Source organism: Clostridium sp. SHJSY1 (genome assembly GCF_031626875.1).
Lineage (GTDB): Bacteria > Bacillota > Clostridia > Clostridiales > Clostridiaceae > Clostridium.
Genome location: NZ_JANDMF010000029.1, coordinates 19,339 through 45,639, shown reverse-complemented (window position 1 = coordinate 45,639; position 26,301 = coordinate 19,339). Strand labels below are relative to the sequence as shown.

The 26,301-nt window shown below is 27.8% G+C and carries 26 protein-coding genes and 1 other annotated feature; of the genes, 20 read left to right on the top strand and 6 right to left on the bottom strand.

The window, feature by feature from the left end; translation table 11 throughout:
- The first annotated feature begins 13 nt into the window (after positions 1-13).
- From arsB to NNC19_RS13680, 5 genes are all read left to right on the top strand, one after another.
- A complete protein-coding gene (arsB, locus tag NNC19_RS13700; protein ID WP_310939230.1) occupies positions 14-1,078 on the top strand; it encodes an ACR3 family arsenite efflux transporter in 1,065 nt (354 codons plus the stop codon).
- A gap of 141 nt (positions 1,079-1,219) precedes the next feature.
- Positions 1,220-2,071, top strand: a complete 852-nt coding sequence (locus NNC19_RS13695; protein ID WP_310939229.1) for a transporter substrate-binding domain-containing protein — start codon at positions 1,220-1,222, stop codon at positions 2,069-2,071.
- Between the two features lie 234 nt (positions 2,072-2,305).
- Positions 2,306-2,956 carry a hypothetical protein gene (locus NNC19_RS13690; RefSeq protein WP_310939228.1) on the top strand — a complete coding sequence of 217 codons (651 nt, stop codon included), beginning with the start codon at positions 2,306-2,308 and terminating at the stop codon, positions 2,954-2,956.
- Between the two features lie 10 nt (positions 2,957-2,966).
- Positions 2,967-3,575 carry a hypothetical protein gene (locus NNC19_RS13685; protein WP_310939227.1) on the top strand — a complete coding sequence of 203 codons (609 nt, stop codon included), beginning with the start codon at positions 2,967-2,969 and terminating at the stop codon, positions 3,573-3,575.
- A gap of 15 nt (positions 3,576-3,590) precedes the next feature.
- Positions 3,591-4,997 (top strand): hypothetical protein, encoded by a 1,407-nt coding sequence (locus NNC19_RS13680; RefSeq protein WP_310939226.1) that lies wholly within the window; start codon positions 3,591-3,593, stop codon positions 4,995-4,997.
- Between the two features lie 131 nt (positions 4,998-5,128).
- Here NNC19_RS13680 and NNC19_RS13675 read toward each other — a convergent pair whose 3' ends face one another.
- Positions 5,129-5,893: a DeoR/GlpR family DNA-binding transcription regulator gene (locus NNC19_RS13675; protein ID WP_310939225.1), complete on the bottom strand. Its 765-nt coding sequence runs from the start codon at positions 5,891-5,893 to the stop codon at positions 5,129-5,131.
- 156 nt (positions 5,894-6,049) lie between these two features.
- Here NNC19_RS13675 and NNC19_RS13670 point away from each other — a divergent pair, with 156 nt between their 5' ends.
- The gene (locus NNC19_RS13670; protein WP_310939224.1) at positions 6,050-6,838 is read left to right on the top strand and encodes an HAD family hydrolase; all 789 of its coding nucleotides are present in this window, start codon (positions 6,050-6,052) and stop codon (positions 6,836-6,838) included.
- Positions 6,839-6,988: 150 nt separating this feature from the next.
- Positions 6,989-7,873, top strand: a complete 885-nt coding sequence (locus tag NNC19_RS13665) for a hypothetical protein (RefSeq protein ID WP_310939223.1) — start codon at positions 6,989-6,991, stop codon at positions 7,871-7,873.
- 118 nt (positions 7,874-7,991) lie between these two features.
- On the opposite strand, the gene NNC19_RS13660 is transcribed toward NNC19_RS13665, so the two are convergent.
- A complete protein-coding gene (locus NNC19_RS13660) occupies positions 7,992-9,236 on the bottom strand; it encodes an MFS transporter (protein ID WP_310939222.1) in 1,245 nt (414 codons plus the stop codon).
- Between the two features lie 255 nt (positions 9,237-9,491).
- Positions 9,492-9,723, top strand: a binding site (T-box leader).
- Between the two features lie 54 nt (positions 9,724-9,777).
- Here NNC19_RS13660 and thrS point away from each other — a divergent pair.
- The 6 genes from thrS to NNC19_RS13630 all read left to right on the top strand — a co-directional run bounded on the left by thrS (position 9,778) and on the right by NNC19_RS13630 (position 16,677).
- Entirely contained in the window at positions 9,778-11,685 is a 1,908-nt protein-coding gene (thrS, locus tag NNC19_RS13655) for a threonine--tRNA ligase (RefSeq protein ID WP_310939221.1), read from the top strand.
- Between the two features lie 168 nt (positions 11,686-11,853).
- Positions 11,854-12,693: a transporter substrate-binding domain-containing protein gene (locus NNC19_RS13650; protein WP_310939220.1), complete on the top strand. Its 840-nt coding sequence runs from the start codon at positions 11,854-11,856 to the stop codon at positions 12,691-12,693.
- 324 nt (positions 12,694-13,017) lie between these two features.
- Entirely contained in the window at positions 13,018-14,790 is a 1,773-nt protein-coding gene (locus NNC19_RS13645; protein ID WP_310939219.1) for a PAS domain-containing protein, read from the top strand.
- Between the two features lie 185 nt (positions 14,791-14,975).
- The gene (locus NNC19_RS13640) at positions 14,976-15,722 is read left to right on the top strand and encodes a nitroreductase family protein (RefSeq protein WP_310939218.1); all 747 of its coding nucleotides are present in this window, start codon (positions 14,976-14,978) and stop codon (positions 15,720-15,722) included.
- Between the two features lie 110 nt (positions 15,723-15,832).
- A complete protein-coding gene (locus NNC19_RS13635; protein ID WP_310939217.1) occupies positions 15,833-16,438 on the top strand; it encodes an AAA family ATPase in 606 nt (201 codons plus the stop codon).
- Positions 16,439-16,491: 53 nt separating this feature from the next.
- A complete protein-coding gene (locus NNC19_RS13630; protein WP_310939216.1) occupies positions 16,492-16,677 on the top strand; it encodes a hypothetical protein in 186 nt (61 codons plus the stop codon).
- Positions 16,678-16,724: 47 nt separating this feature from the next.
- Here the strand turns inward: NNC19_RS13630 and NNC19_RS13625 are convergent, their stop codons facing one another.
- Complete coding sequence (locus tag NNC19_RS13625) at positions 16,725-18,071, bottom strand: Na+/H+ antiporter NhaC family protein (protein WP_310939215.1); 1,347 nt, start codon at positions 18,069-18,071, stop codon at positions 16,725-16,727.
- 272 nt (positions 18,072-18,343) lie between these two features.
- Between NNC19_RS13625 and NNC19_RS13620 the strand changes: the two genes are divergently transcribed.
- From NNC19_RS13620 to NNC19_RS13610, 3 genes are read left to right on the top strand one after another with little or no spacing between them, the layout of a single operon-like run.
- Positions 18,344-18,514, top strand: a complete 171-nt coding sequence (locus NNC19_RS13620) for a hypothetical protein (RefSeq protein ID WP_310939214.1) — start codon at positions 18,344-18,346, stop codon at positions 18,512-18,514.
- 25 nt (positions 18,515-18,539) lie between these two features.
- A complete protein-coding gene (locus NNC19_RS13615) occupies positions 18,540-18,806 on the top strand; it encodes a hypothetical protein (RefSeq protein WP_310939213.1) in 267 nt (88 codons plus the stop codon).
- 45 nt (positions 18,807-18,851) lie between these two features.
- Positions 18,852-19,442 (top strand): sugar O-acetyltransferase, encoded by a 591-nt coding sequence (locus NNC19_RS13610; protein ID WP_310939212.1) that lies wholly within the window; start codon positions 18,852-18,854, stop codon positions 19,440-19,442.
- Positions 19,443-19,486: 44 nt separating this feature from the next.
- Here the strand turns inward: NNC19_RS13610 and NNC19_RS13605 are convergent, their stop codons facing one another.
- The gene (locus NNC19_RS13605; protein WP_310939256.1) at positions 19,487-19,897 is read right to left on the bottom strand and encodes a DUF4829 domain-containing protein; all 411 of its coding nucleotides are present in this window, start codon (positions 19,895-19,897) and stop codon (positions 19,487-19,489) included.
- Positions 19,898-20,281: 384 nt separating this feature from the next.
- Here NNC19_RS13605 and NNC19_RS13600 point away from each other — a divergent pair, with 384 nt between their 5' ends.
- Together NNC19_RS13600 and pelA are read left to right on the top strand one after the other, a co-directional pair.
- Positions 20,282-20,452, top strand: a complete 171-nt coding sequence (locus tag NNC19_RS13600) for a hypothetical protein (RefSeq protein ID WP_310939211.1) — start codon at positions 20,282-20,284, stop codon at positions 20,450-20,452.
- 253 nt (positions 20,453-20,705) lie between these two features.
- Entirely contained in the window at positions 20,706-21,665 is a 960-nt protein-coding gene (pelA, locus tag NNC19_RS13595) for a pectate lyase (RefSeq protein WP_310939210.1), read from the top strand.
- Between the two features lie 456 nt (positions 21,666-22,121).
- On the opposite strand, the gene NNC19_RS13590 is transcribed toward pelA, so the two are convergent.
- The gene (locus tag NNC19_RS13590; protein WP_396136431.1) at positions 22,122-22,493 is read right to left on the bottom strand and encodes a methyl-accepting chemotaxis protein; all 372 of its coding nucleotides are present in this window, start codon (positions 22,491-22,493) and stop codon (positions 22,122-22,124) included.
- A 35-nt stretch (positions 22,494-22,528) separates the two neighbouring features.
- A complete protein-coding gene (locus tag NNC19_RS13585) occupies positions 22,529-23,356 on the bottom strand; it encodes a hypothetical protein (RefSeq protein WP_310939209.1) in 828 nt (275 codons plus the stop codon).
- A 266-nt stretch (positions 23,357-23,622) separates the two neighbouring features.
- Here NNC19_RS13585 and NNC19_RS13580 point away from each other — a divergent pair, with 266 nt between their 5' ends.
- Complete coding sequence (locus NNC19_RS13580; protein ID WP_310939208.1) at positions 23,623-25,146, top strand: L-lactate permease; 1,524 nt, start codon at positions 23,623-23,625, stop codon at positions 25,144-25,146.
- Between the two features lie 202 nt (positions 25,147-25,348).
- Entirely contained in the window at positions 25,349-26,272 is a 924-nt protein-coding gene (locus NNC19_RS13575) for a lysophospholipase (RefSeq protein WP_310939207.1), read from the top strand.
- Positions 26,273-26,301: the final 29 nt, after the last annotated feature.

Here is a 26,301-nt window from a genome sequence, read left to right as displayed (position 1 = left end):
AGGGGGAATAATTTTGAGTAATAAATCATCAAGATTATCATTTTTAGATAAGTACTTAACCTTCTGGATATTTGCAGCTATGGCACTTGGAATATTACTAGGATGGGGAATACCTTCAATTTCAACAGGCCTTGCAAAATTAGCAGTTGGAACAACATCTATACCAATAGCTATAGGGCTTATAGTAATGATGTATCCGCCACTTGCAAAAGTAAATTATAAAGAACTTGGGAAGGTATTTAAAAATCCTAAAGTCCTTGGATTATCCTTAGTTCAAAATTGGTTTATAGGACCAATTTTAATGTTTATTCTAGCATTTGTATTTTTAAAATCTGATTCAGAATTAATGACAGGCCTTATTCTTATAGGACTTGCAAGATGCATAGCTATGGTAATTCTATGGAACAGTTTAGCAGATGGAGACAGTGAGTATGCAGCTGCATTAGTTGCTTTTAACTCCATATTTCAAGTAATATTTTATTCTGTGTTCGCATATCTGTTTATTACAGTATTACCACCTATATTTGGACTTACAGGATATGAGGTTCATATTTCCATAGGAGAAGTAGCAACCTCAGTTGCTGTTTATCTAGGAATACCATTTTTACTTGGAATGATTACAAGGCTAATATTAGAACCTATGAAGGGAACAGAATGGTATATGAAAAAGTTTGTTCCTAAAATTAGTCCATTAGCTTTAATTGCATTATTATTCACTATAGTAGTAATGTTTATGTTTAAAGGAAAGTATATTGTGGAACTTCCTCTAGATGTTGTAAAGGTAGCTGTACCACTTATAATCTATTTTATAGTTATGTTTTCTGTATCTTTCTATATAAGTTATAAGTCAGGAGTAAACTATCATCAAACTACAACATTAGCATTTACAGCTGCAAGTAATAATTTTGAACTTGCAATAGCTGTTGCAGTTGCAGTATTTGGAATTCAATCAAGAATAGCTTTTGCTGCAGTAGTTGGACCATTAATAGAAGTACCAGTGATGATAGCATTAGTAAATGTAGCCTTGCATTGGGGAAAAAAGTATTTTTCCTATGATAGAAGAAAAGTGAATAATTAGCATCTATAGAGCAGAGTATGCAATGTACCCTGTTCTTTTTTTATTAAATTTTTAAAGTAAAAATATTTTAAATGTATTGTAAGAGAAGAAATGAAAGATAATATTATAAAATAGAGAATTTGAACTAAGGAGGATTTTGTATTGAAGAAATATTTGAAATTTCTAATTTCTTTAATAATTATAATAAATACTACAAATATCATAGGTAAAGCTACAATACAAGTACCAAATAATAACAAAGCATCAATAAATGAAGTAGATAGATTACAGAAGATAAAAGAAAGAGGAGAACTGACAGTATTATCATCTAATGATGAACCATATTCTTATCGAGATCCTAAAACTGGTACATTTAGTGGGATTGATGCAGATATTATAAGAGAAGTGGCTAAACGTCTAGGTATTAAAGAAGTACGTGCTAAATATATTCCATTTGTTAACCTATTTGACGAACTAATTAAAAATAATAACATTGATTTAATAGTTGATGGGATATCAATAACAGATGAACGAAAAAAGTTAGTAGATTTCACTATTCCTATTTATAAAGATTCAGGTGGATTGGTAATTAGAACTGATTTAGGTATAAGTAGTAAAGAAGATTTAAAGAGTAGAACTCTAGGGATAATTGGAGGGTCAGTGTATCTAGAGGAAGCTGAGAAGTTGAAAAAAGAAGGAAAAATAAAAAATTATATAGCTTTTTCTGATGCAAATTCCTTAATACTAGGAATGAAAAATAGAATTATAGATGCATTCCTAACTGATTCTATAATAGGACAGGATATTATTGTTAAAAATCCCCAGTTAAATTTTAGAATATTATCACCTAATGAATATCCTCCAAATATAGTTTATAATATGGGATATCCTTTAAGAAAAAATGACACTGTCTTATTAAATGCAATTAATCAGAAGTTACAAGAGATGAAGGATGATGGGACAATATATGAGATATTAATTAAGTATGGATTATTTGGAAACTATGTTGATTAGTGCAGTTAGCTAATTGTAATAGACAATTTAATAGTATTATTGATAGAGCTAATGATTTAATGTCATTGGCTTTTAATGCTTAATTTTCGAATTAAGAATATTTCAGTAGACTAACAAAATTATAAAAAAATATATATTTCAAATAGAATTATTGAAAAAAATGCACTTGTGTGTCAAAATGTAAAAGTACGTTTTGAATTAAAATAGTATAAAATTAAATAAGGGGGAAAAAATATGGAATATTGCAAATATTGCAAAAAAGAAATGAGTAATGATGGTGATTTCTGTGGAAATTGTGGAGCCATTAAGTTTCATGGGGGAGAAGATATTTCTAAAAGTATGATTAAACAGTTTGGGTATATATTTACTAATCCTGTTACATTTATTCGTACAAGTACATATGCAAATCTTATTTTTACAGCTTTGACTGCAATGATGATTATTCTAATTGAATTTATAATCATACAAGGAATGGGAAAAAAATTAGATATAGAAATTTCATCCATAGATGCAATTATAACAACTTTAATCATAACATGTATTTTTGCTTTTTGTATGTTTGGAATAGTTAAGTGGATTTTTAAAAAAAATGTAATTTTTATGTCTTTTTTAAACTTAACTTTATCAGTACAATTAATTCTAATTATAACAAATATAATTGGAGCAATATTAGGTGTTATTATACATCCATACATGTTTACAGCATTTGTTGTATTTGGAATCATTATGTATTTGCTATTGATTTATCAAGGAATTAAAGATCTTATAAAAGCTAATGTTATGTTATATTTAGTTACTATAATAGGAAGCTTTTGTGGAATTAGTTTCGTGATATTTATTATTTTAAGAATGTTGTTAAAAAATGCCTTACAATCAATGCTTTAAGGAGGAAGTTATGGAAATAGTAGAGATATTTAAGTCGCCATATAAAGGTGAATTTTGTAATAGTAAATTAAAAATCAAAGAGTCTATAACAATTGCTAGCATACTAGCTTTAGTTTGGGGGATTATTAATATTTTTAGTGTAAAAATATTAGTAGGAGATTTATCTAGAGGAATATTTGGTTATATTGTTGGAAGGTTAATTGACCAAATGCTTTTGAGAGCTTTTATATTGCTTGTAATTAATTATTTTGGTATGATTTTAGTTTTTTCAGCAATAATTTATGTAACTAGCAAAGTAATTTTTGAATTGAAAGTGACATATGAGGAAATATTATCAATTTGTACTTATGCTGCTATTATACCTACAAGTATTACATTTATAAGTGCATTAGTTTCATTATTTAATACAAGTTTAAGTGTAATAATTATAATTATACAAATGATTATTCTGATAATTTTAACATATGAAGGTTTAACTTCGGTAATTATAAAAGGTAAAAGTAAAGTTATATATTCTGTTGCAGGTACTTATATAATTAATTTAGTGTTATTTGGAATTATTGATTATATATTTATAAAATCTATGATTGAGTCTAGCTTAGGCCGTTATTTTTGGTAAGGAGGTATGCCATAGATGAAATGTATTAATTGTAAAAAAGAAATAATAGATGGACAAGCTTATTGTATATATTGTGGTGAAAAATTATCAGATAGCATAGATGAACAAGTCTTTCATGAAGAGAAGGTAGCAGAATATAAAGCAAATGTTAAAGAAGAACTTCCTGTATATAGAGATAAAATGAAAAATAGTTTATTAAAAAATAAGATTGCTGCAGCAATTGGAGCAGTTGTTATATTAATTGCAATCATTGGTGTATTTGTGTTTAATTTCATTAAAGGAATGCCTGTAGGTAAGGAAAAGTTACAACAATACTTAATTGGACAAAGTATAATGATTGATGGAGATTATCATGAAATTAAGAGTGATGAAATTAAATCTTTAGAAATTACATCAAGAACATCTGAAAAGAAAATAAATGATAAAATTGAAGGTAAACTTTATTTGGATATTGATAATGCAACAGTTGAAGCTGATATTAGTTATGAATTAAATTATGATAAAAACAATAGTAAGTGGCTATTTAGAGCTATAAGAAATTCTAATGTTGATAAAATTGAACCTAAGGTTGATTTAAATGATAGTATAAAAGAATTATTAAAAAATACAAAAATTAGTTATAACTATGACAGTATTGATTTAAAAAAAGGATTATTAAAAGACATAAAAGATATTAATATTGATGGTGAAGGTAATAAGAAGTCTGGAACTGCTAAAATGGAATTATCTAATGGAGTAGTTGAAGCTACAGTTTTAGCTAATTTTGATGCTAAATTTGACTTAGAAACAGGGAAATGGAAGCTTAGCGATAGTAGCTTAGAAACTAAAGTTATTGATAAAGAAAAGATTGTGGATAATATAAGCGATGAAGATAAGAAGAAGTTTGTAATGACTGCATTTGAAAAGGGAGCAAATTTTCCATATAAATACAAAACAGGAAGCTATGATTCTACTGAATATATTATTATAGATAAAGAGAATATAACAGATTTAAAAGTAAAGAATTTTATGGAATATGAGAAAACTATAAGAGCTGAAATTGAGGGAGAAGCTACAAGTGGAGATATAAGTAAAATAAAATTTTCAGGTGTAGTTAATCTAGATTTGGCATTTGATAAAAGTTATAATTCAAAAGTTGAAGTTAATATAGGATCATTAGAATTGTCAAATATAAATGCTGATTCAATAAAGAAAGATATGCTTAAATATAAGGTAGATAGCAAACAGATAACGGTTGACATGTCAAACACATATAGTATGGGAAAAGAAAGTGAAGGAAGTAAAATGTTTGATAAAATCTATGAAGGTACAATCACTGTTGATGGAGCCGTAAAGAATATCAAATGTACAATTGAGCCTACTTATGACAAAGAAAATAAAAAGTATCAATGGAAACTAGATAGTATAGATTTAGTTAAATAAATCAGTAAAAAGAGAATTTTAAATAGATAAAAGAGAGAAACATCATAACAAAACCTATGCTGAAGTTTTATACAAGCATAGGTTTTTTATTGTACAATAACACTATTAATATTATGTGATAGTAAGAAACTTTATATTAAATTCACATCATATTCCTTAAGTAAAGTGATTACAGTATCAGGTGGTTCAGTCTCTGTAATTATACTATTGAAATCATTGATGTTGGAAAAATTGAATATTCCATCAAGATTAAATTTTTCATTTGTAGTCATTAAATACAATTCTTTAGATATGTCCATAATTACTCTTTTAGTTCCTGCATCTTCAGATAAACCAGTACTAACGCTGCCATCTTTAAGATCAATTCCATTACAACCAATAAATGATTTGTTGCAACGATAAAGTTTAATTTGTGCAATAGAATGAGAACCTATATTTCCACCCACAAAAGAGTTGTAGTCTCCACCTATAAAAATAATATATGTTTTCAAATCAGTATGAAGCAGTGAAGAGATTTCAATCATATTTGTTATTAAAGTAATATTTCTATTATTTTGCAGAATTAGCTTTGCAAGAAGGTAAGAAATACTTGATGGATCTAAAAAAATTGTATCACCATCATTTATTAAATCATATGCTTTTTTAGCAACAATTTCCTTTAAGTCAGTATTTTTTTCAACTCGTGTAATAAAAGTTTCAGCATTTGATATAGTACGTTTTATATTAATAGCACCACCATAAGCACGTTGTAGTAAATTATTCTTTTCTAAGAACTGAAGATCTTTCCTAATCATACTTTCGCTTACATTAAATTGGATACTTAAATCTTTTACTAATACTTTGCCTTCTATTTCTAATATATCTAATATTTGTTTGCGTCTTTCTTCAATAAACATAGTTCCCTCCTATTTGTTCTCATTTCTTTCTATTCTAACAATTTAAATATTACAATGCAATCAAGTTTATTGACTAATGAGAATGAGTAGTTTAGAATGAAAACAAATGGTAATGAATAGTATTAAATAAGAATGAAATTGTTAGGAGAGAAAATTATGAAAAAAGCAGTATTTTTTGATATTGATGGAACTTTATTAGATTGTTTAAATGGAATTGCAGATATTACTCCTAGAGTAAAAAATGCTATACGAGCACTACAAGCAAAAGGAAACTATGTTTTTGTTGCATCAGGTAGACCATATGCTTTTTTAAATGAAGCTTTATATAACTTTGGATTTGATGGTTTTGTACTTAACAATGGAGCATATGTGAAGGTTAAAGAAAAATGCATATATAAAGAGTCTATAAAGAAAGACTTTATAAAAGAGTTAATATATAATTTTGAAAGACTTAATATTGAATATAGCTTGCTTGGAGAAAAATATTCGTATATAAAAGATGACTATGAAAAATTACATTCATTTTATGATTGCTACAGTATAGGCAAAAAGTATCTAGAAGGTAATTATAATTATGAAGAGTTAGATATATATAAAATTGAATTATTATGCAAAGATAAAGAAGGCATAGAATATTGTACATCATTAGGAAATGAGGAATATAATTATATTCATGATGAAAAACATGGTTATTTTGAAATATATTCAAAAACAAATTCAAAAGCTTCAGGAATATTAAAGGTACTAGATTATTTAAATATTCCTTTAGAAAATAGTTATGCTTTTGGTGATGGAAAAAATGACATTGAAATGTTATCTACTGTAGGCTGTGGAATAGCTATGGGGAATGCTGATAATTATGTAAAGAGTTATGCTAAAAAAGTAACAGATACAGTACAAAATGATGGAGTAGCTTTAGAAATAGAAAAGTATATTTTATGGTAGATATAGGCAATACTCGAGATTTTCTTAACACACTTTCTAATATCCTTTTGGAATTGTTTATAGGAATCCACTATAAGAATCTTTTTAATAGAAATGTTGGTAGTGATTAGAAAATTAAAAAAGGGATAGTATTAAGATGAGGTGATAATCTTGATACAAGTAGATGAAAATTTAGAAATGTTAAATAATGAAATAGGGGCAATGATAAAAAGAAATTTATATAAAAATAGAGAAATAAAATGTTGTCCACATTGTGGCTGCAAAAATTATATGAAATATGGGAAATACAAAGGAATACAGAGATTTAAATGTAAAAATAATGAATGCACAAAAACATTTTCACAAACTACGAAATCAGTTTGGAGCTATTCAAAAAAGAATGCAAAAAAGTGGATTGAATTTATAGAACTTATGATGGAGAAAAGAACTTTGAAATATTGTGCAAAAAAACTTGAAATAAGTATAGTAACTGCATTTTATTGGAGACATAAAGTTCTAAATAGTATGATTAATGATTTTGAAAATGTTAAACTTTTAGAAAATGTGCAGTTTGGAAAGTCTGTAATGAAAGAGAATTTTAAAGGATGTAGGAATATTGAAACTTCAGAAAGAGAGGATATTTGGATAGTGGCAGCTAGTGGAATTAATGATGTTTTATTGTCATTACCTATATGCAAAAGAACATGGAATTTAAAAAAGTTTGAGGAAAAAATATATTCTAAAGTAGAGAGACAATCATATATTACTTCTTATGGAGATAGATATTTACAATTAGTTGCAAATAATCATAATAAGGAATTGGAGAAAATTGAAGTTAAAGCTGATGAAAGAATAAAATATTTAAGAAGAAATTTAAATGAATGGATGCTTTGTTTTTGTGGAATTGGGACTAAATATTTGAGGCAGTACCTAAGTTGGTTTATCTTATTTTTCATTGATAAAACAATTAATTATATGACCATAGTTACTAACTTAATGAAAGAAAATAGTTTCTTTAAAAACTATGATATTAAAAATTTAGGAGAGTACATATAGAGGCTAAAATTGCAACATTTATGTTAAAAAGAACACTAAGGGGCAAAGTAACTAATACATAGATATAGTTATCCACCCAAAAGTATTCAAAGGACCATTTAAGGCTAGGACATCATAATTAATAAAATGTTTCACCACTAATTATTTGCTTTTTAATATTTCTTAAGTTATATAGATGTAGAGCTATCATAAAACCTACACCGATAGTTGTTGTTATAAAAATCAAAGTCCAAACATGGCTAACACCATAATTATCTATAAATTTTCCAAGTGTAGATGTTCCAAAGGCTGCAGCTAAAGATTTACTTATGTTGTAAACGGCGCTAATTCTTGCTCTAAAATTCATAGGACTATTATTTGCTATATAGACTCCATTATTTGTTGAGGATAAAATTTCACCAATAGACCAAAGAACAGTGGAAATAATAAAAAGTAAAAAAGAACTTCCTATTAATCCTATCATTCCAAAACCTATAGCATAAAAGATTCCAGCAAAAATGATATTAAAAAGAGATTTGAATTTTTTTGTTATATTAATGATTACAACTGTCAAAAACACTACAGTTATAGCATTAACACTTATTAAATATCCAAAAAATTTAGCTCCATCTGATTTAAATACTTCATTTAGAGTCATTGGCATAGAAAAATTTATTTGGCTATAAGCAAAACTATAGAACATGCTAATTATTAAAAAGAAAGTAAGGTTTGGCTTTTTTAAAAGTACTTGAATTAGATTGCCAGATTCTTCTTTTTCATTTAAATTAACAATTTCATTATTGCCTTCTTTAGGTTTTGTCTCTTCAATGAAGATATAAAAAATCATTACAGCTACAAATGAAGATACAGCATCTAAAATGAAGAGGAGTGTCAAATAGTTTTCAAATAAAAATCCTGCAATTATTGGCCCTAAAGAGACTCCAATATTTATTCCAAGGTAACTCAGAGAATTACCTATTTGTCTGTTTTCAGAAGTTAATACATCAGCCATCACAGCAGATATAGTCGGTCTAACAAAACCATTGAAAAAAGCTGAAGTTATTAGAAGAACAACAATTATGTATGAGTTATTTATTATTCCACAAATGAAAACAGCTAAAGCAGCAACTCCCTGTCCAACCAAGTATATTTTTTTTCGGCTGATTAAATCAGCAAGCCTTCCGCCTAATATTGAGGAAGGTATTTGAACTAGTGAAGTTATGGTTACTACTAAACCTGTTGCTGTGTAAGAAAAGTTAAGTTTATCTGATAAAAGTAAAGATAAAAATGGAAATACAAAATCACCTAATCTATTGATTACTTGCACAAAAAATAGTGCATATATACTTTTAGGTAATCCTTTATATGTTTTAAAAATATTCATTTATGCCCCCTTATAAAACCCCAATATATTATTTTGATAATTGATTTAAATCTGATTATTTCATTTTTAAAATTAAATAATTCATGTATACCCCCTTAAACATTAGTATATATAATTTAATAAAATTTGACAAAAGAACAAATGTTTGACGTTTTATAATAGTTATCTTATTAAAAAAGTTATTTACAAAATATACTAAGAGTACTATAATAAATTCTAATAAGTTTGTGCACATAACTTAAAAATAAAATATAAAAATAAGTGATGATAGGGAAAAGTATTATAGAATACAGTTTTCAGAGAGGAAATATCGTCGGCTGAGAGTATTTCCAAATATGACTATGAGAAAAACTACCCTGGAACTATGATTTATTAGCTAGTTTTAGTGAAATGTCATCGGTGAAAGCCGTTAAAAATGTTAGAGATGAATTGAATTATGTTAATTCAATTTGGGTGGAACCACGGATATATTGCATTCGTCCCAAGATTTTTGGGATGGGTGCTTTTTTTATGAAAAAATTTAAATAGGAGGTAGAAAATTATGATTAAAGTAAAACTTAAAGATGGGTCAGTAAAAGAAGTGGAAGATAATTCAAGCATACTTGATCTTGCAAATTCCATAAGTAGAAATTTAGGAAAATCTGCAGTAGTAGGGGAAGTTAATAAAACCTTAGTAGATTTAAATCACAAATTAGAAAACAATGATGAGGTAAACATTTTAACAACAGATAATGAAGAAGTTGTTGAAGTTATAAGACATTCTACCTCTCATATTCTAGCACAAGCAGTTAAAAGATTATATAAAGATTCAAAACTTGCTATAGGACCAGCTATAGATAAGGGATTTTACTATGATTTTGATATAGATACTCCATTAACAACTGAAGACTTAGAAAAAATAGAAAAAGAAATGAACCTTATAATAAATGAAAAACTTAAGTTTGAAAGAATAGAGGTTTCAAGAGAAGAAGCTATAAAATTAATGGAAGAAAGAAATGAACCTTATAAGGTAGAACTTATTAATGATTTGTCAAAAAGTGAAAAAATTTCACTATATAAACAAGGGGATTTCATAGACTTATGTAGAGGGCCACATATTCCATCTACAAAATATGTAAAAGCGTTTAAGTTAACAAGTGTAGCTGGAGCATATTGGAGAGGAAATGAAAATAACAAGATGCTTCAAAGGGTTTATGGAGTAGCATTTGAAAATAAAGAAAAGCTAGAAACTCATCTTCATAATTTAGAAGAAGCCAAAAAGAGAGACCACAGAAAGTTAGGTAAAGAGTTAAAGCTATTTACATTTATGAATGAAGGACCAGGATTTCCATTTTTCTTACCTAAAGGAGTTGTACTTAAAAATACTTTAATAGATTTTTGGAGAAAACTTCATTATGAAGCAGGTTATGTTGAAGTAGAAACACCAATTATGCTTAATAAAAAATTATGGGAAACATCAGGACATTGGTATCATTACAAGGAAAATATGTACACTTCTATGATTGATGAAGAAGAATTTGCATTAAAACCAATGAACTGTCCAGGAGGAATGCTTGTTTATAAATCAGAAGCTCATTCCTACAGAGATTTTCCAATGAGAGTCGGGGAGCTTGGAAGGGTTCACAGACATGAACTTTCAGGAGCACTTCATGGACTTATGAGAGTTAGGGCATTTACTCAAGATGATGCACATATTTTTATGTTGCCAGAGCAGATAAAATCAGAAATTAAAGGTGTTGTAGATCTTATAGACAAGGTGTATTCTATGCTTGGCTTCAAATATAATATAGAACTTTCTACAAGACCAGAGGATTCAATGGGAAGTGATGAAGATTGGAATCTAGCAGAAGAGTCTCTAAAAGGTGCTTTAGATGAACTAGATTTAGATTATAAAATAAATGAAGGTGATGGAGCATTTTATGGTCCAAAGATAGATTTTCATCTTGAAGATAGCTTAGGCAGAACTTGGCAATGTGGAACTATACAATTAGATTTCCAACTACCACAAAGGTTTGAATTAGATTATATAGGAAGTGATGGAGAAAAGCATAGGCCAATAGTTATTCATAGAGTAATCTTTGGAAGTATAGAAAGATTTATAGGAATATTAATAGAACATTTTGCAGGAAAATTCCCAACATGGCTTGCTCCAGTACAGGCAAAAATCCTTCCTATATCAGATAAATTCAATAATTATTCAGAAGAGATTAGGAATAAGTTAAGCTTAAATGGAATAAAAGTTGAAATGGATTATAGAAGTGAAAAGATAGGTTATAAGATAAGAGAAGCTAGAAATGAGAGAATTCCTTATATCATTGTGGTCGGAGAAAAAGAAGAAAAAGAAAAGATGATTTCACTAAGAAGCAGAAAAAATGGTGATGAGGGAAATATTTATTTAGATGAATTAATAGATAGAATTGCTATTGAGGTTAAAAATAAAGAATTATAGATTAAAGATAGAAAGTAGGAGTTTCACTTACTTTCTATTTTTTTATACAAATGAAGGATAGATTTTTTAATAGAATAATTAGATAAGATATGAAGAAAAATAAAAAGTATGTGTAAATGTTTTTTATTATTTATGATTTTTACATTATATAAGTGGGAGGTAATTGAATTGAGAAGATGCTTTAGATATATAATTATTTTAATTGTAGTACTGAATTTTGTAAATAATATTAGAATTTCTGCAATGGAACTACCAAATGATGATAAGATATTAATGCAAAAAGAGGATAGTCTACAAAAGATAAAAGAAAAAGGAATACTTACAGTTGTATCATCAAATAGAATACCATTTTCATATAAAGATCCTGAGACTGGGAAATTTACTGGTGCAGATGCAGAAATAGTAAAAGAAGTTGCTAATCGTTTGGGCATTGAAAAAATTTCTGTAGTCTATGTTCCTTTTGCTACAGTGATGGAAGAGCTCATTAGGAATTCTCAATACGATATATTAGGGGAATCAATACTTATAACAGAAGAACGCAAAAATTTAGTGAATTTTACGAATCCTATTTATAATATTGGTGAAGCAATAGTGACTAGGAAGGATTCAGGTATTAATAATAAAGAAGATTTAAAAAATTCTACTATTGGCATACTTGGAAGTTCAGTTTTTGTTTCAATAGCTGAGAAGTGGAAAAATGAAGGAATTATAAAAAATTATATGATTTTATACAATAGTAATGATTTGCAAAAAGCATTAGAGAATAAAGCAATAGAAGCAATATTAACTAATTCTATAACTGGGAAAAGTATTATTTTAAGAAATCCTAAGTTAAACTTTAAAGTAGTATTATTAGAAAAAAATAAATATAAAGGGGCATATGTACTTAGAAAAGAGGATACTTCTTTATTAAATGCAGTAAATGAGAAATTAAAAGAGATGAGAGATGATGGTACTTTATATGAAATAATGACTAGATATAATTTAACAGAAGACTATATTCCATAGAAATTAAACAAAAAGACTAAATGAACTGGACAAATAAGTACCAGTTCATTATTTTTTTATGAAAGAGTATAATCAATTTTTGAGTATAACAAACAAAGGATATAACTAATTTATCCTTTATTTTGGGGAGCTTATAAAAAAAATCTAAAGGTAAATACTAAAAACATCCGCAGATTACAATGTATGTACTTTAAAAAACAGATAAAAAACGTAACTTTAGTTACCGATTTATATATAAATAAATGTTATTATATTCATATGATAATATTTATTAATTGAAAATAGATACCAAATTAAAAATTATAAAGAAAGGATGATGTGCAAATGAAAAAAGACATAAATTATATTACTATAGATGGGCGTGGAGAACATGAGTCCTTTAAGGATTGTATTACAAAGGCTATTGAGGACCTAAAACCAAATGAAGGAATACATATAATTAAAGATTTTGAGCCTTTCCCAATGTATAAAATGATGGAATCAAGAGGTTTTGACAAATATATGGAGAAAATAAGTGATGAAGAGTATCATGTTTATTTCACACCTAAAGCTCAACTTGAAAAAATTAAAATGGGTGAATACTTGAAGGTAGATGAAACAAAAATCAAAAATATTATGGATATTAAGTTAGGCTACCTAAAAGGAGAAATATCTTTAGAACAAGCAAAAATGAAGCTGAAATCTTCTGTTAACAAGGTAACAGCACAAGAATTTGCTATATGTGAACAATATCTTCAGCAGTACGGAATTACAGATGATGAATTAGCAAAAAGAATGGACGAAATACTTGAAATCTTCGAAGGTATACTTGTAAGCGAGAAACTTCAGCTGTCTTCAGGACATCCAATTAGAACTTATCTTGATGAGATCGAAGCTATAAGAGAAGTACTTAAAGAAATGAAGGGACAGTTAAAAGATAAGTTTATTAAGAATCAATGGTTTGAGCTTTATGATAAATTAGGACAAATAAATGTTCATTTCTCAAGAAAGCAAAACCAATTGTTTTCTGCCTTAGAGAGTAAGGGGTTTGATAAGCCTTCAAAAGTTATGTGGACGTTAGATAATAATGTAAGAGACATTATTAAAAAAGCAAAGGATTATTTACAGGCTGACCAAGATCAAGAATTTTTAAAGATTCAAGAAGAAGTCATTGAGATGGTAGAAGACATGATGGTAAAAGAAGAGGAAGTACTATTACCAACAGCTTTGGATTTACTAACTCAAGAGGATTTTGTGAAAATGAGAAAAGCCGATGACGAAATTGGTTATTGTTTAATTCAAAATCCACCATCTTATGGAAATGAGAAGGAAGTTGGAGATGCTTTAGAATCTAACAATGAATTGCTTAAGGATTTGTCAAAAGTGTTTCAAAAACATGGAATGCTTTCTGCTCCCTCAAAAAATGAAGTGCTGGATGTGAGTCAGGGAAAACTGACAATTCAACAGATTAATCTTATATTTAAGCATTTACAGGTAGATTTATCCTATGTGGATGAAAATGATATAGTGAAGTTTTATAGTGATACCAAGCACAGAGTATTCCCAAGAAGTGCAGGAGTTATTGGAAGACAAGTTCAAAACTGTCATCCAAGGGAAAGTGTTTCTACTGTTGAAGAAATTATTAGATCTTTTAGAGCAGGAGAGCATGATGAAGCTGAATTTTGGTTGGAAATGGGCGGGAAATTTATATATATCATTTATAATGCAGTAAGAGATGAAGAGGGAAATTTTAGAGGGGTTTTGGAAATGATGCAGGATGTTACACACATCAGAAGCCTCACAGGAAATCAAAGGCTCTTGTCCTGGGAAAATAAAAAGGAAGAAGAGAAGCCTGTTAAGGAGTCAGTCATAGAAGTTAAAAATGAGTATGGAATTACAAAAGATACCGTAATAGGAGATATAGTAAAAGATTATCCATTTATAAAAGATTTTTTAGTTGATTTATCTCCTAAATTCAGTAAGTTAAAAAATTCTTTATTATTTAAAACTATGGCTTCCATGGCTACAATAGAAATGATAAGTGCTAGAGGAAGCTTTGAGGTTAATGATTTGATAAATAAAATTGTAGAAGAAATTCAACTGAAGGTTCAAGTATGATTATGCAGTATGAAAATATTATATGATGTAACAATTAAGAACTAGTACCTTTTACTCCTAAACAAATAAGTTTAGGAGTTTTTTTATTTATATAATCAGTTAATTGATATAAATAATAATAAAATTGAAAATAATATGATGTATAAGCTTTTATGATTGTATATATGGAATGAAGGAGAAAAGTTATGAATGAAGTACTAAATCAGATAAAGAATAGAAAAACAATTAGGATGTTTGAAAACAAACCAATAGAAGACGAAGTCAAGGAAGAAATAATAAATGCTGCTTTTGAAGCACCAACAGCTGGTTTAATGATGCGTTACAGTATAATTGATGTTACAGATAAAGAATTAAAGAAAAAGTTAGCTATTTATTGTGATAATCAACACTTTATTGAAAAAGCACCTATGATACTTATATTCCTTGCAGATTATCAAAGATGGTATGATATATTCTCAATTGAAGATTGTGCCCCAAGAATACCAAGAGAAGGAGATTTGCTTGTTGCTTTTACTGATGCTTTAATAGCAGCTCAAAATACAGTAATAGCAGCAGAATCATTAGATATAGGTTCGTGTTATATAGGAGATATACTTGAAAATGAAGAAAAGGTAAGGGAATTATTAAATCTTCCAGATTATGTTGTTCCAGCTACTATGATTATTTATGGTTATCCTACAGAAGATGAAAAAAATAGAACTAAAACACCTAGGTTTGATGGGAAATATATGGTTTATAAAAATAAATACCATAGAATAACTAAAGAAGATCATATAAAGATGCATGAAGAAAGATTTCAGAAGATGGGACTTAAAGATGTGAATATTACATATAGAACCAAATCTTATTGTAATCGTAAATATATGTCAGATTTTGCATTGGAAATGAATAGATCAGTTAAAGCATATTTGGATAAATTCAGGTTATATTAGGTGAAATTTAGAAGAATGATTTATATTATATTTTGCATTTATGTTATAATAAGTATTATAAACTGAATACAGGATAATGAAATCGAAGTTATTTATAGCATGAAATAAAGGTGGGGAATGTTATAGCATATATTATTATTTTAACAGGAATTCCTGCGTCAGGGAAAACCACATTTTCTAAATATTTAAGTAAGGATCTTGGAGTTCCAGTTATCTCAAAGGATTTCATTAAAGAGATATTATTTGATGATATTGGATTTAAATCAAGAGAAGAGAAAGTAAAGCTTGGGATAGCAAGTATGAATATTATGTATGGAATAGCAGAAGAGAGTATGAAGCTTAATAAAACTGTAATATTAGAAAATAATTTTGAAAATATCTCAAAGAAAAGATTAAATATGCTTATTAAGACTTATAATTATGAAGTTATTAACATTAGATTTCAAGGAGAGATTTCTGTTATTTATAATAGATTTGTAAAACGAAATCATTCCAAATCTAGACATTTAGGCCATGTAATAAATGAATCATATCCACCAAAGGGCCCTGTGCATAATAATTCAATTATAACATTGAAGGAGTTTGAGGAGATGATTATTAGTAGGGGAATACTTGATTTTGATATTGGTGGAGAAGTAATTAATGTTGATACAACTGATTTTAGTAAGGTTAATTACAAGGAAATTATAAATAAAGTGAAAGATAGAATTAGATAATGATTATTATGATCTAGTTTAAAATATTATAAATAGAAGCAAGAGGTGTTTTTGTGAAAATCAATCAAAAAATATGTTTTGTATTGGTAATTATATTTGCTATTATAACGATGTGTTTAGGGATCTTACATTTATTAAATTATTTTCATGGCAGTATTGATATTATGATGATATTTTTAGGACTTACTATGTTTATGAGCGGAGTTAGCCAAATCAATAGGATGAATGAAAAAGTTTGAATTAATAGAGAAGACCACCTGTTTTATGGGTGGTCTTTGATTTTAGTTTAAGAAATAGGGTTAATGTTCTTTAAATCTGAATAACTATTTGGCATATGTATAGAATTCTTTTTTTTGAAAACAAAAAAGCTGAATAAAGGTAAAATATACAAATAACAAGCAGCTAAAATACAACTTGTTGGTGCTGATATTGTAGCTAAGGGAACAGCACCAGCAATGGACCAAGGTATAAGTGGTGCAACAACTACAGCTGTATTTTCTAATGAATTCGCCCTTTGGTAGTCATCTGGGAGAACATCATTGCATAACTGATTGGTTAGTATAATGGATAATGTTTGATTGCAAGTTATCATACATGTTAAAAATGAAGTTATAGCTACACTTCCAAATGGAGTAACTGTGCTTGAAAGTTTATTAATATATTTTTTTATCCCTTCTAATAGGCCTGTTTCTTCAAAAATACTAGCATAAGATGAAGATAAGCATACAATTGCAGAAACTTTAAGCATAGATTGGATTCCCCCACCATCTAACATGGTTGCAATTTCTGCATTAGATGAATGGTAGCCCAAAATAAACATTTTAAAAAGTGAAGCAAACTCTATTTTTTGAACAAAAATACAGACAATACTAGCAATTAAAATACTCATAGTCATGGTGATTTTTACATTTACTTTTAATAGTGACAATAAAATAATTATTATAGCAGGCAAAACAGTGAGCCAATGTAAGTTGAAGTTAGCTGCAAAAAGATCTCTAATTTCAAGTGGAACACTATTATTCTTAAACAAAAATCCAAAAATAATATATATAATACATGTAACTATAAATGGTATAACAGAAGTTTTAATCATAAGTTTAATGTTTTTATAAATATTAGTTTTTGTTAGCTCACTTATTAAAAGTGCACTTGTAGACATTGGAGAGCATCTATCTCCAAAATAGATACCAGATAATATAGCGCCACCAACCAATACTTTATTTAATCCCATTGAATTTGCCATAGTCATACAAATTACACCAATGGTAGCAACTGTTCCAAATGCAGTTCCAGTAAGAATGGATAACATACAACAAAGAATAAATGTTATAAGAATAAATGCTTCAGGAATAATTAATTTTGTAGAATAATATATAATAAATGATATTGTTCCTGATGCACGCCACACAGATGTAAGCATCCCAATTAACAAAAATATAATCAAGATATTCTTAACAGTCTTTATTCCTTTAAAAGATATTTGTATCATATGTTTTACTGTATTTTTTTTAGACAATCCATAGGAGAAAAATATAATAAATCCAAATAATAATGCATAAAGAAGGGGTAAATTAAATCCTAAACATATCAAAAGTCCAATAATAAACATGAAAAGGATTATAGTCTCTAACATATAATGTCCTCCATTAATTAAAATAAATTTTTTCCACTAACAATGATACAATATTGAAAAAAACTTGTCTAATTATTATTTAGGAAAAGATGGAGGGCCACAAGGATATAATGAGGTAGAGTCCCAAATTAATATTATCAAAAACTTTATTGCTTATAAAATTGAATTAGATAACAAAATTATAGGAGCATTATTTCTAATTCCTTTAAGTGATACAAAGATGAGATAGAGTATGTAAAACAATTTCATCAAGTTCAAGGAAGGGGGACATTATGAAAAGAAAATTTATGTTTATAATATCAATTCTTCTATGGGTGGTGGCTGCTGTAATTTTATGGGAAGGAAATAACCATGTACTTGGAATTACTTTGTTGATGATTTCTATTTTGTTAAATCTTATTAGACAACTTCTTAACTCATGGAGTGAGCTAAGACACAAATAAGTAATCTTTTTGGAGGGGATATATTTTGTATCTAAATTTAATTTTAGGAGCAATTGTTTCTATAGATTGTCTATGGATTTATATAAAAGCAAAAGCCATAGATTATGAAATAAATGAAAAGACAGGTAAGTTAATTGAAGGCTCCAATACTAGTAAAGTTAAATTTAAAGAGTTTTGGAGATTTGTAAGAAAAAATGATAAATGGGTAGCAGATGAAATAAAGCAACTAAAAGATATTAATACTTTAGATTTCTTTACAATAAAAGTAAGGGATAAAAATGGGGAATGTTAGTATGATTTCTAAGAAATGATAAGTATAGATTTAGGAGGTAGTGTTATGACATTAGAAGAGCAAAAACAATTAATGTTATCAGGCAAAATGTACAATGATTTAACAAAAGAGCTAATTCAAGCAAGAGAAAATACAGTATTTCTTACAAATGAATATAATAATAGTTTTGGTAAACTTCAGGGTGAAAGGGAAGAAATATTAAGAAAAATACTAAAAAGTATGGGAAAAGGAGTACATTTTGAATCGAATCTTAGATGTGAATTTGGTTTCAATATTACAATAGGAAATAATTTTTATGCTAATTTTGATTGTGTTCTGTTAGATGGTGGGGGAATAGATATTGGAGATAATGTTTTGTTTGGGCCAAGAGTTGGGATTTACACATCAAATCATGCAATACATGCAGAAGAACGTGTATCAGGGGGGTGTTATGCTAAATCTGTGAAAATTGGCAATAATGTATGGATTGGAGCAGGGGTTCATATAAATCAAGGAGTTACAATTGGAGATAATACCATTATAGGATCTGGTAGTGTTATTACAAAAAGCATTCCATCAAATGTAATTGCTGCAGGGGTACCATGTAAAGTAATTCGAGAAATTACAGAAGAAGATAGAACAGGATTTAAAATATAAATGGTAAGTAATATAGGTAGTCTACAATGAACTACCTATATTACTTATTCACCAAAATCATCAATGAGCCATGGAGAATTTTCATCTTTTCTTATAACAAAAAACTGCCATGAATATTTATCAGAGGATTCTGGGCCAATGAGATACTTTCTATATTTCGTCTCATATTCTACATTAAATACAGTAAGATTAGTTTCAGTGGTTCCATTTATAGCTCCTCGTCCATATTTAAGATATCCTTCATTAACTAATTTATTTTTCACTTCTTCAATATTTGTTATCTTGATACTATCAAAACTTTCAAATTTCCATTTTACATTTGGACTATTCCAATGTTCTGTTAAAGTAGTCAATAATTTAGATTTATCTTTTTCATTTTTATATTGAAAAAACTTTTCTACTACATTCTGAGGAGAATTATTTTGTAAGTCAGCAGTTGAATTAGTATCTTTAATCCCACAACTGCAAAGAATAAACTATAGTATATAAGAATCTAGTCAAGACCAATGTATCAAAATAATCGAAATTTCTCAAATGCCACTTTCATATACAAATGTATTAAAACTTTTATAATTTGAAAAATATTCTTTCGTTATGTATATCCCATTATTCAACATGATTCTATAAATTGGATTTTAATACATTATATCACTAATTGCTTTGGATGACTATTTGTATAAATTAGATAGCAATATGGAAGTTGATATATCTATTAATATTTAACAGGAGAAAATAAACTATAATGAAGTATGGGAAAAACATTAAAGGATGTGTTTATTATAAGAAAGATACATATAGACTATTTAATTATATTAACAAAATAAAAGGGGGAAATTTATATGATGATGATGAGAATTGTAGGTTTAATTTATCTGATAATTATATTAGTTGTTATTGGCATGGTGATTTATGGATTTGTTTTATTTGTTAAACTTGCTAATAGAGGAATTAAAGCATTGGATATTTACATCAATGAAAAAAATTCTTATATGAAAAATTCTAAAGAATAGATATAAATTCTAAAAAATCAGTATTTACTTAAACTATTCTAGAGGTATCAATTAATTTGATATCTCTAGTTATTTATCCTTAAAATACAAAAAAATTAAGTAAATTTATGTTTTAAGGATAAATTTGCCATGTTTTAAGAAATATTGTTGATATTCTGTATTTTCAAAAATATAATTTTAGGTATAAATTTTATTGTTTACATATTGCTTAAGATATCTTCTGCAAGTGTTAACAAATTTTAAGGGGGATTTTATGTTAAAATCAAAATTAAAACGTATATCATTTACATTACTTTGTACAGCTTCTTTAATTATTTCTGGATTAATATTGCAACCTTCTCAAAAAGCATCCGCTAAAGATTCTACAGGTACTAATGCAAGTATATCAGATATTTTAAAGAATCAACGCCCAGATGGTGGATGGATAAAGTATTATAATGAAAAAAGCGGCGATTGGGGAAAATCTACTATTGATAACAAAGCTACTTATACAGAAATAAGAAGGTTAGCAGCAGAGTATAAAAAAACTAAAAATAGTACATATTCTAATGCAGCTATAAAGGGAATTAATTTCTTGTTAAATATGCAGTATTCTAATGGTGGATGGCCTCAAATTTATAAAAGTTCAGGTTACCACACTCATATAACATACAACGATGATGCAATGATTAATGTAATGTTTCTTTTAGACGAAGTTTCAAATAGAAAAGGTGATTTTTCATTTGTAGACAGCAATTTGGCTAGTAAATGTAAAACAGCAGTTGATAAAGGTGTAGATTGTATATTAAAAACTCAAATAAAGGTCAATGGAAAGTTAACAGCTTGGGGACAACAACATGATGAAAATACTTTGAAACCTACATCTGCAAGAGCTTATGAAGTTCCTTCTATTTCTACTTCTGAAAGTGTAGGTATTATAAAATTCTTAAAGACTAGAAAAAGTACATCCCAAATATCAGCATCAATTAATGCTGCTACAAATTGGATTAATTCAGTAAAAATTACTGGAACAAAAGTGACTAAGACAAGTAGTGGGCTTAAAGTTCAAAAGGATTCTAAAGCATCCCCTATATGGGCTCGTTTTTATCAAATTGGAACTAATAAACCTATCTTTGTAAATCGTAAGAGTCAAATATTTTATAATGTCAATCAAATTGAAGTGGAAAGACAATTAGGATATGCATGGTATGGTAATTGGGGTTCAAAAATTTAAGATATTTAAAGTTGCTAATAATAGATATGCATTTTAAACAAAAATATTTTTCTTTAGGTGGGATTAATACTTTACAGTACTAACCCCATCTTTTTATTTTAAATACAACTTAACTAAAAAGTATTTAATATTAATACAATTAAGTTGTAAAATATTTATAAAAATAAATTACCCACCTCATTATAAGGTGGGGGAAGGTTAGCCATTATTTGAATTTAAAATACTTTTTAACTCATTGCTAGAGTTTTTTATATTTTCCATTGAATTATAGAGGGTATCGATATTAGAGTTGTTTTCTTCTGTAGTTGCCATCAATTCTTCAGCTGCAGCTGTGTGTTCCTCTGAAACACTAGCTATACTATCTGTTTCTTGACGTATATTAGAAAATAACTTTACTGTGTTTTCTAATCTGTTAATACCTCCTAATAAATATTCATCAATATTATTAAATGATTCCTATATTTCACTAAAACCTTGATTTACCTGCATTACAATTTCTTTTCCTTCTTTTGTCACTTCATTTCCTCTATTTACTTCAAAAGAAACTTTTTCTGTTATATCCTTTATTTCTTTTAAGATTATATCAATTTCTCTTACTATATTTCCACTCTCTTCTGCTAATTTTCTAACTTCATCTGCAACTACAGCAAAGCCTTTACCAGCTTCACCAGCTCTTGCAGCTTCTATATATGAATTAAGTGATAGCAAATTAGTTTGTTCGGATATTTGAGTTATTCCAGTAAGAAAATTATTAACCTTATCCATATTGTTATTAAGTTCTTGTACAGCTAAAAATGAATTTGTAGATACTTCACTAATTGAAGCCATTTGTTCATCCATTCTATTAACTTTTTCATGTCCTTTTAAAACAATATCATTGGTTTTTTTGAAATTTGTGATAAATCCTTAGTAAACTGACTAACTTCAGATACTTCAGTATCCGCTTGATTCATCATCTCACTAATTTTTGAAATACTTTCTGTTTGCATCATTATACCTTTTGTCATTTCTTGTACAGTTGCAGATAGAGAATTACTAGTTTCATGTATAACAGTTAAATTACTATTTGAATTTGATATATCAGTATCTAATAAATTTGTATTTTTGCCAACAGTATTCATAGTGTTTTTTAAATTCTCAAGAATTTTAGTTACATCTATTTCTTTATTGTTTGCTTCTACAATTAAATCATTTCCCCATTTTGTAATAAAATATAGTGATAATGTAACAAAAAACACACAATTTACAGCCATTGAGAAATATGTAAAGTCATAAAGCTTATCAACAAAATACATATATACTAAAACTATAAATGTTCCAGATTCACATAATGTTGTAACTCGTTTTTTAAAGTATACTGAAGAAATAGCAATTAAAAAGCATGCATGTGCTACTGCCATATTAGGTATATCAATTATAATAGCAGATATTCCAATGAATATTGAAATTAAATTTATTATCATAATAATATAGCCTTTATCCTCTTTGGATGATAGTGTAATGGATAAAATTGAACCTAATAATAGCGATATAGGAGAAATATATGTAGATACTATACCAAACCATGAAAATAAAAATGTTACAACAGAACCTAAAGGCATAATGACAGATAGCATCTTATTAACTTTTAATAAATATTTTTCCGTGTTAAAATCCTCCATAAGTTTAATTGTTTTAGCTTTGTGAAACATAAAATTTCGACAAAAAAATATTTTATTCCTTAGGATTATTGGTGAGAATTAATAAAACATTATAAGTGTTATACAAAATAAATTTAGATAATATTTTTTTGAATAAAATGGTGTTCCCTTTTCGTTGTATAATTGAGAAATTAATGCAGAAATTTTCTACTAAATAGATAACAGATATTTACAAGTTGTATTTTATTATTTATACTTAAATTAGTAACTGGTCATACCAGTTTTGGATTGATATGACAAATAATCAAAATGGAGGGATGAAAATGTATTTATTATTTTTTATAGCCTGTATTCCTATTATCTGGCTAATGATATCACTTGGAAAGCTCAAAATACCAGGACATAAGGCATGTCCAATTGCATTTTTAATAACAGTACTTATAGGTATATTCATTTGGAAGATGAGTATTCTTAATGCCTTAACAGCAAGTTTAGAGGGAGTAGCATTAGCAGTATGGCCCATAATAATTGTAATTATAGCGGCAGTTTTTACTTATAATTTATCTATTTATACAGGGAGTATGGAAATTATAAAAAAGATAATGACAACTGTAACAAAGGATAAAAGAATTTTAGTGCTTATATTAGCTTGGGGATTTGGAGGATTTCTTGAAGCTATTGCAGGTTTTGGGACAGCAGTAGCAATTCCAGCAAGTATACTTGCAGCATTGGGATTTGAACCTGTATTTGCAGCTATTATTTGTTTAGTAGCTAACACTGCACCAACAGCTTTTGGAGCTATAGGATTACCAGTTATTACATTATCACAAGTTACAGGAGTAGATATAACTCAATTATCTTTTGCTGCAACAATACAACTTTCTATAATGATAATAATAATTCCATTTATATTGGTTTTATTAACAGGAAAGGGGATAAAGGCTATAAAGGGTGTCTTTGGAATTACTTTAGTATCTGGAATATCATTTGCAATTCCTCAAATTTTTGTAGCAAGATTCATTGGAGCTGAATTACCAGCTGTAATTGGATCAATAGTATCTATGATATTTACAATATTTTTGGCAAAGAAATTTTATAACAAAGAAAGTAGTGAAAAAGAAGGTGAAATATCCTTTAAAGAAGGATTTATGGCTTGGTTACCATTTATATTAGTATTTCTATTTATAATAATATGTTCCCCATTATTTCAAGCAATATATACTCCATTATCAAAAATAAAATCTTCAGTTTTAATTTATACAGGGAATGCAGCAACACCATATACTTTTTCTTGGATTGTAACACCTGGGGTACTAATTTTTCTAGCAACATATTTAGGGGGACTGTTACAGGGCTATAAATTTAAGGAGATAACTGAAGTTTTCTTGAAAACGATTAAACAAATGTCCAAGTCTGCTATAACAATAATTTCTATAGTTGCTCTAGCAAAAGTCATGGGATATAGCGGCATGATAAAATCAATAGCAGATGTATTAGTTGCAATAACAGGACCATATTATTCATTAATAGCACCAGTTATAGGAGCTCTTGGAACTTTTATAACAGGTAGTGATACTTCAGCAAATGTACTATTTGGCCAGTTACAAGTACAAGCTGCAAATGCAATTGGAGCTAATCCTTATTGGATTTTAGCAGGAAATATACTGGGAACCACTGCAGGAAAGATGATTTCACCTCAAAGTATAGCTGTTGCAACAGCAGCAACAAATTTGGTTGGAAATGAAGGGAAAATATTAAATTCAGCATTAAAGGTTTGTGTATTCTATATTGTTATAGCAGGAATAATAGTATTTTTCTTTGGGCCCATATTTGGATTTTAAAATATAATTACTATAATAGTGCAAAAATGCTTGAATAATTTTACTATTTAATAAAATATGCAAAGAAATTAACTTATTCAAGTAGGAGTGCACTATTTTAGCAATAAATATGAGTTTGGAATATTTATACATAATTATAGAGAAACTAAAGAAGAAAACTTATGAATGAAAAACAAAAAGATTAAGAAAGTGAGAGTAGCTAATGATTATAAAAAATATTAAAGCAAAGGATGGTAAAAATCTATATACCTATTGTTGGGATAAAGTAGAGAATCCTAAGGCTGTGATACAAATTTTTCATGGCATGGCTGAACATTCAGGTAGATATGAGAAATTTTCAGAATATCTTAATAAGCATGGTTATATTGTATATGCTTCTGATCATCGTGGACATGGAAAAACTGCTGAAACTATAGAGGAATTAGGATATATTGGGGAAGATGGATTTAATACAATTGTCCTAGATAAGCATCTTATGTTCCAACAAATTAAAGATAAATATCCTAAACTACCTATATTTTTATTTGGACATAGTTTTGGTTCTTTTTTGGCACAAGAATATATAATTAGATATGGAAATGAGCTAAAGGGAGTAATACTATCTGGGTCAGCTGCTGAAAAAGGCTTTAAAGTTTGGGGAGGAAGATTAGTTTCATCTATTGAAAGACAGATTTTTGGAGAGAAAAAGAAAGGTAGAATTATGAATGCCTTAACTTTGGAAACATATAATAAAAGGTTTGAAACTGATGGAAGCCAATTATCATGGATATCTAGTGATTTAAATGAAGTTAGAAAATATGAAGAAGATCCTTATTGTGGCAAGGTTTTTAGTGTAGGCTTTTTCTATTATTTAATGAAAGGATTAAGTAGACTTTATAAAAAAGAAAGGCTTGTATTAATTCCTACAAATCTACCAATTTATATTATCTCAGGAGAAGATGACCCTGTAGGAGGTTATGGAAAGCTTGTAAAAAAACTCTTTAAAATATACAAAAATATTGGTATTAAAGACGTAGATATAAAATTATATTTAGGTTTTAGACATGAGATAATCAATGAAAAAAATAAAATAGAAGTATATGAAGATATATTAAAGTGGTTGAATCATATTTTAGTTAAGAAATAAGGAGAGGGCAGTTTCTTTCTCTTTCCTCT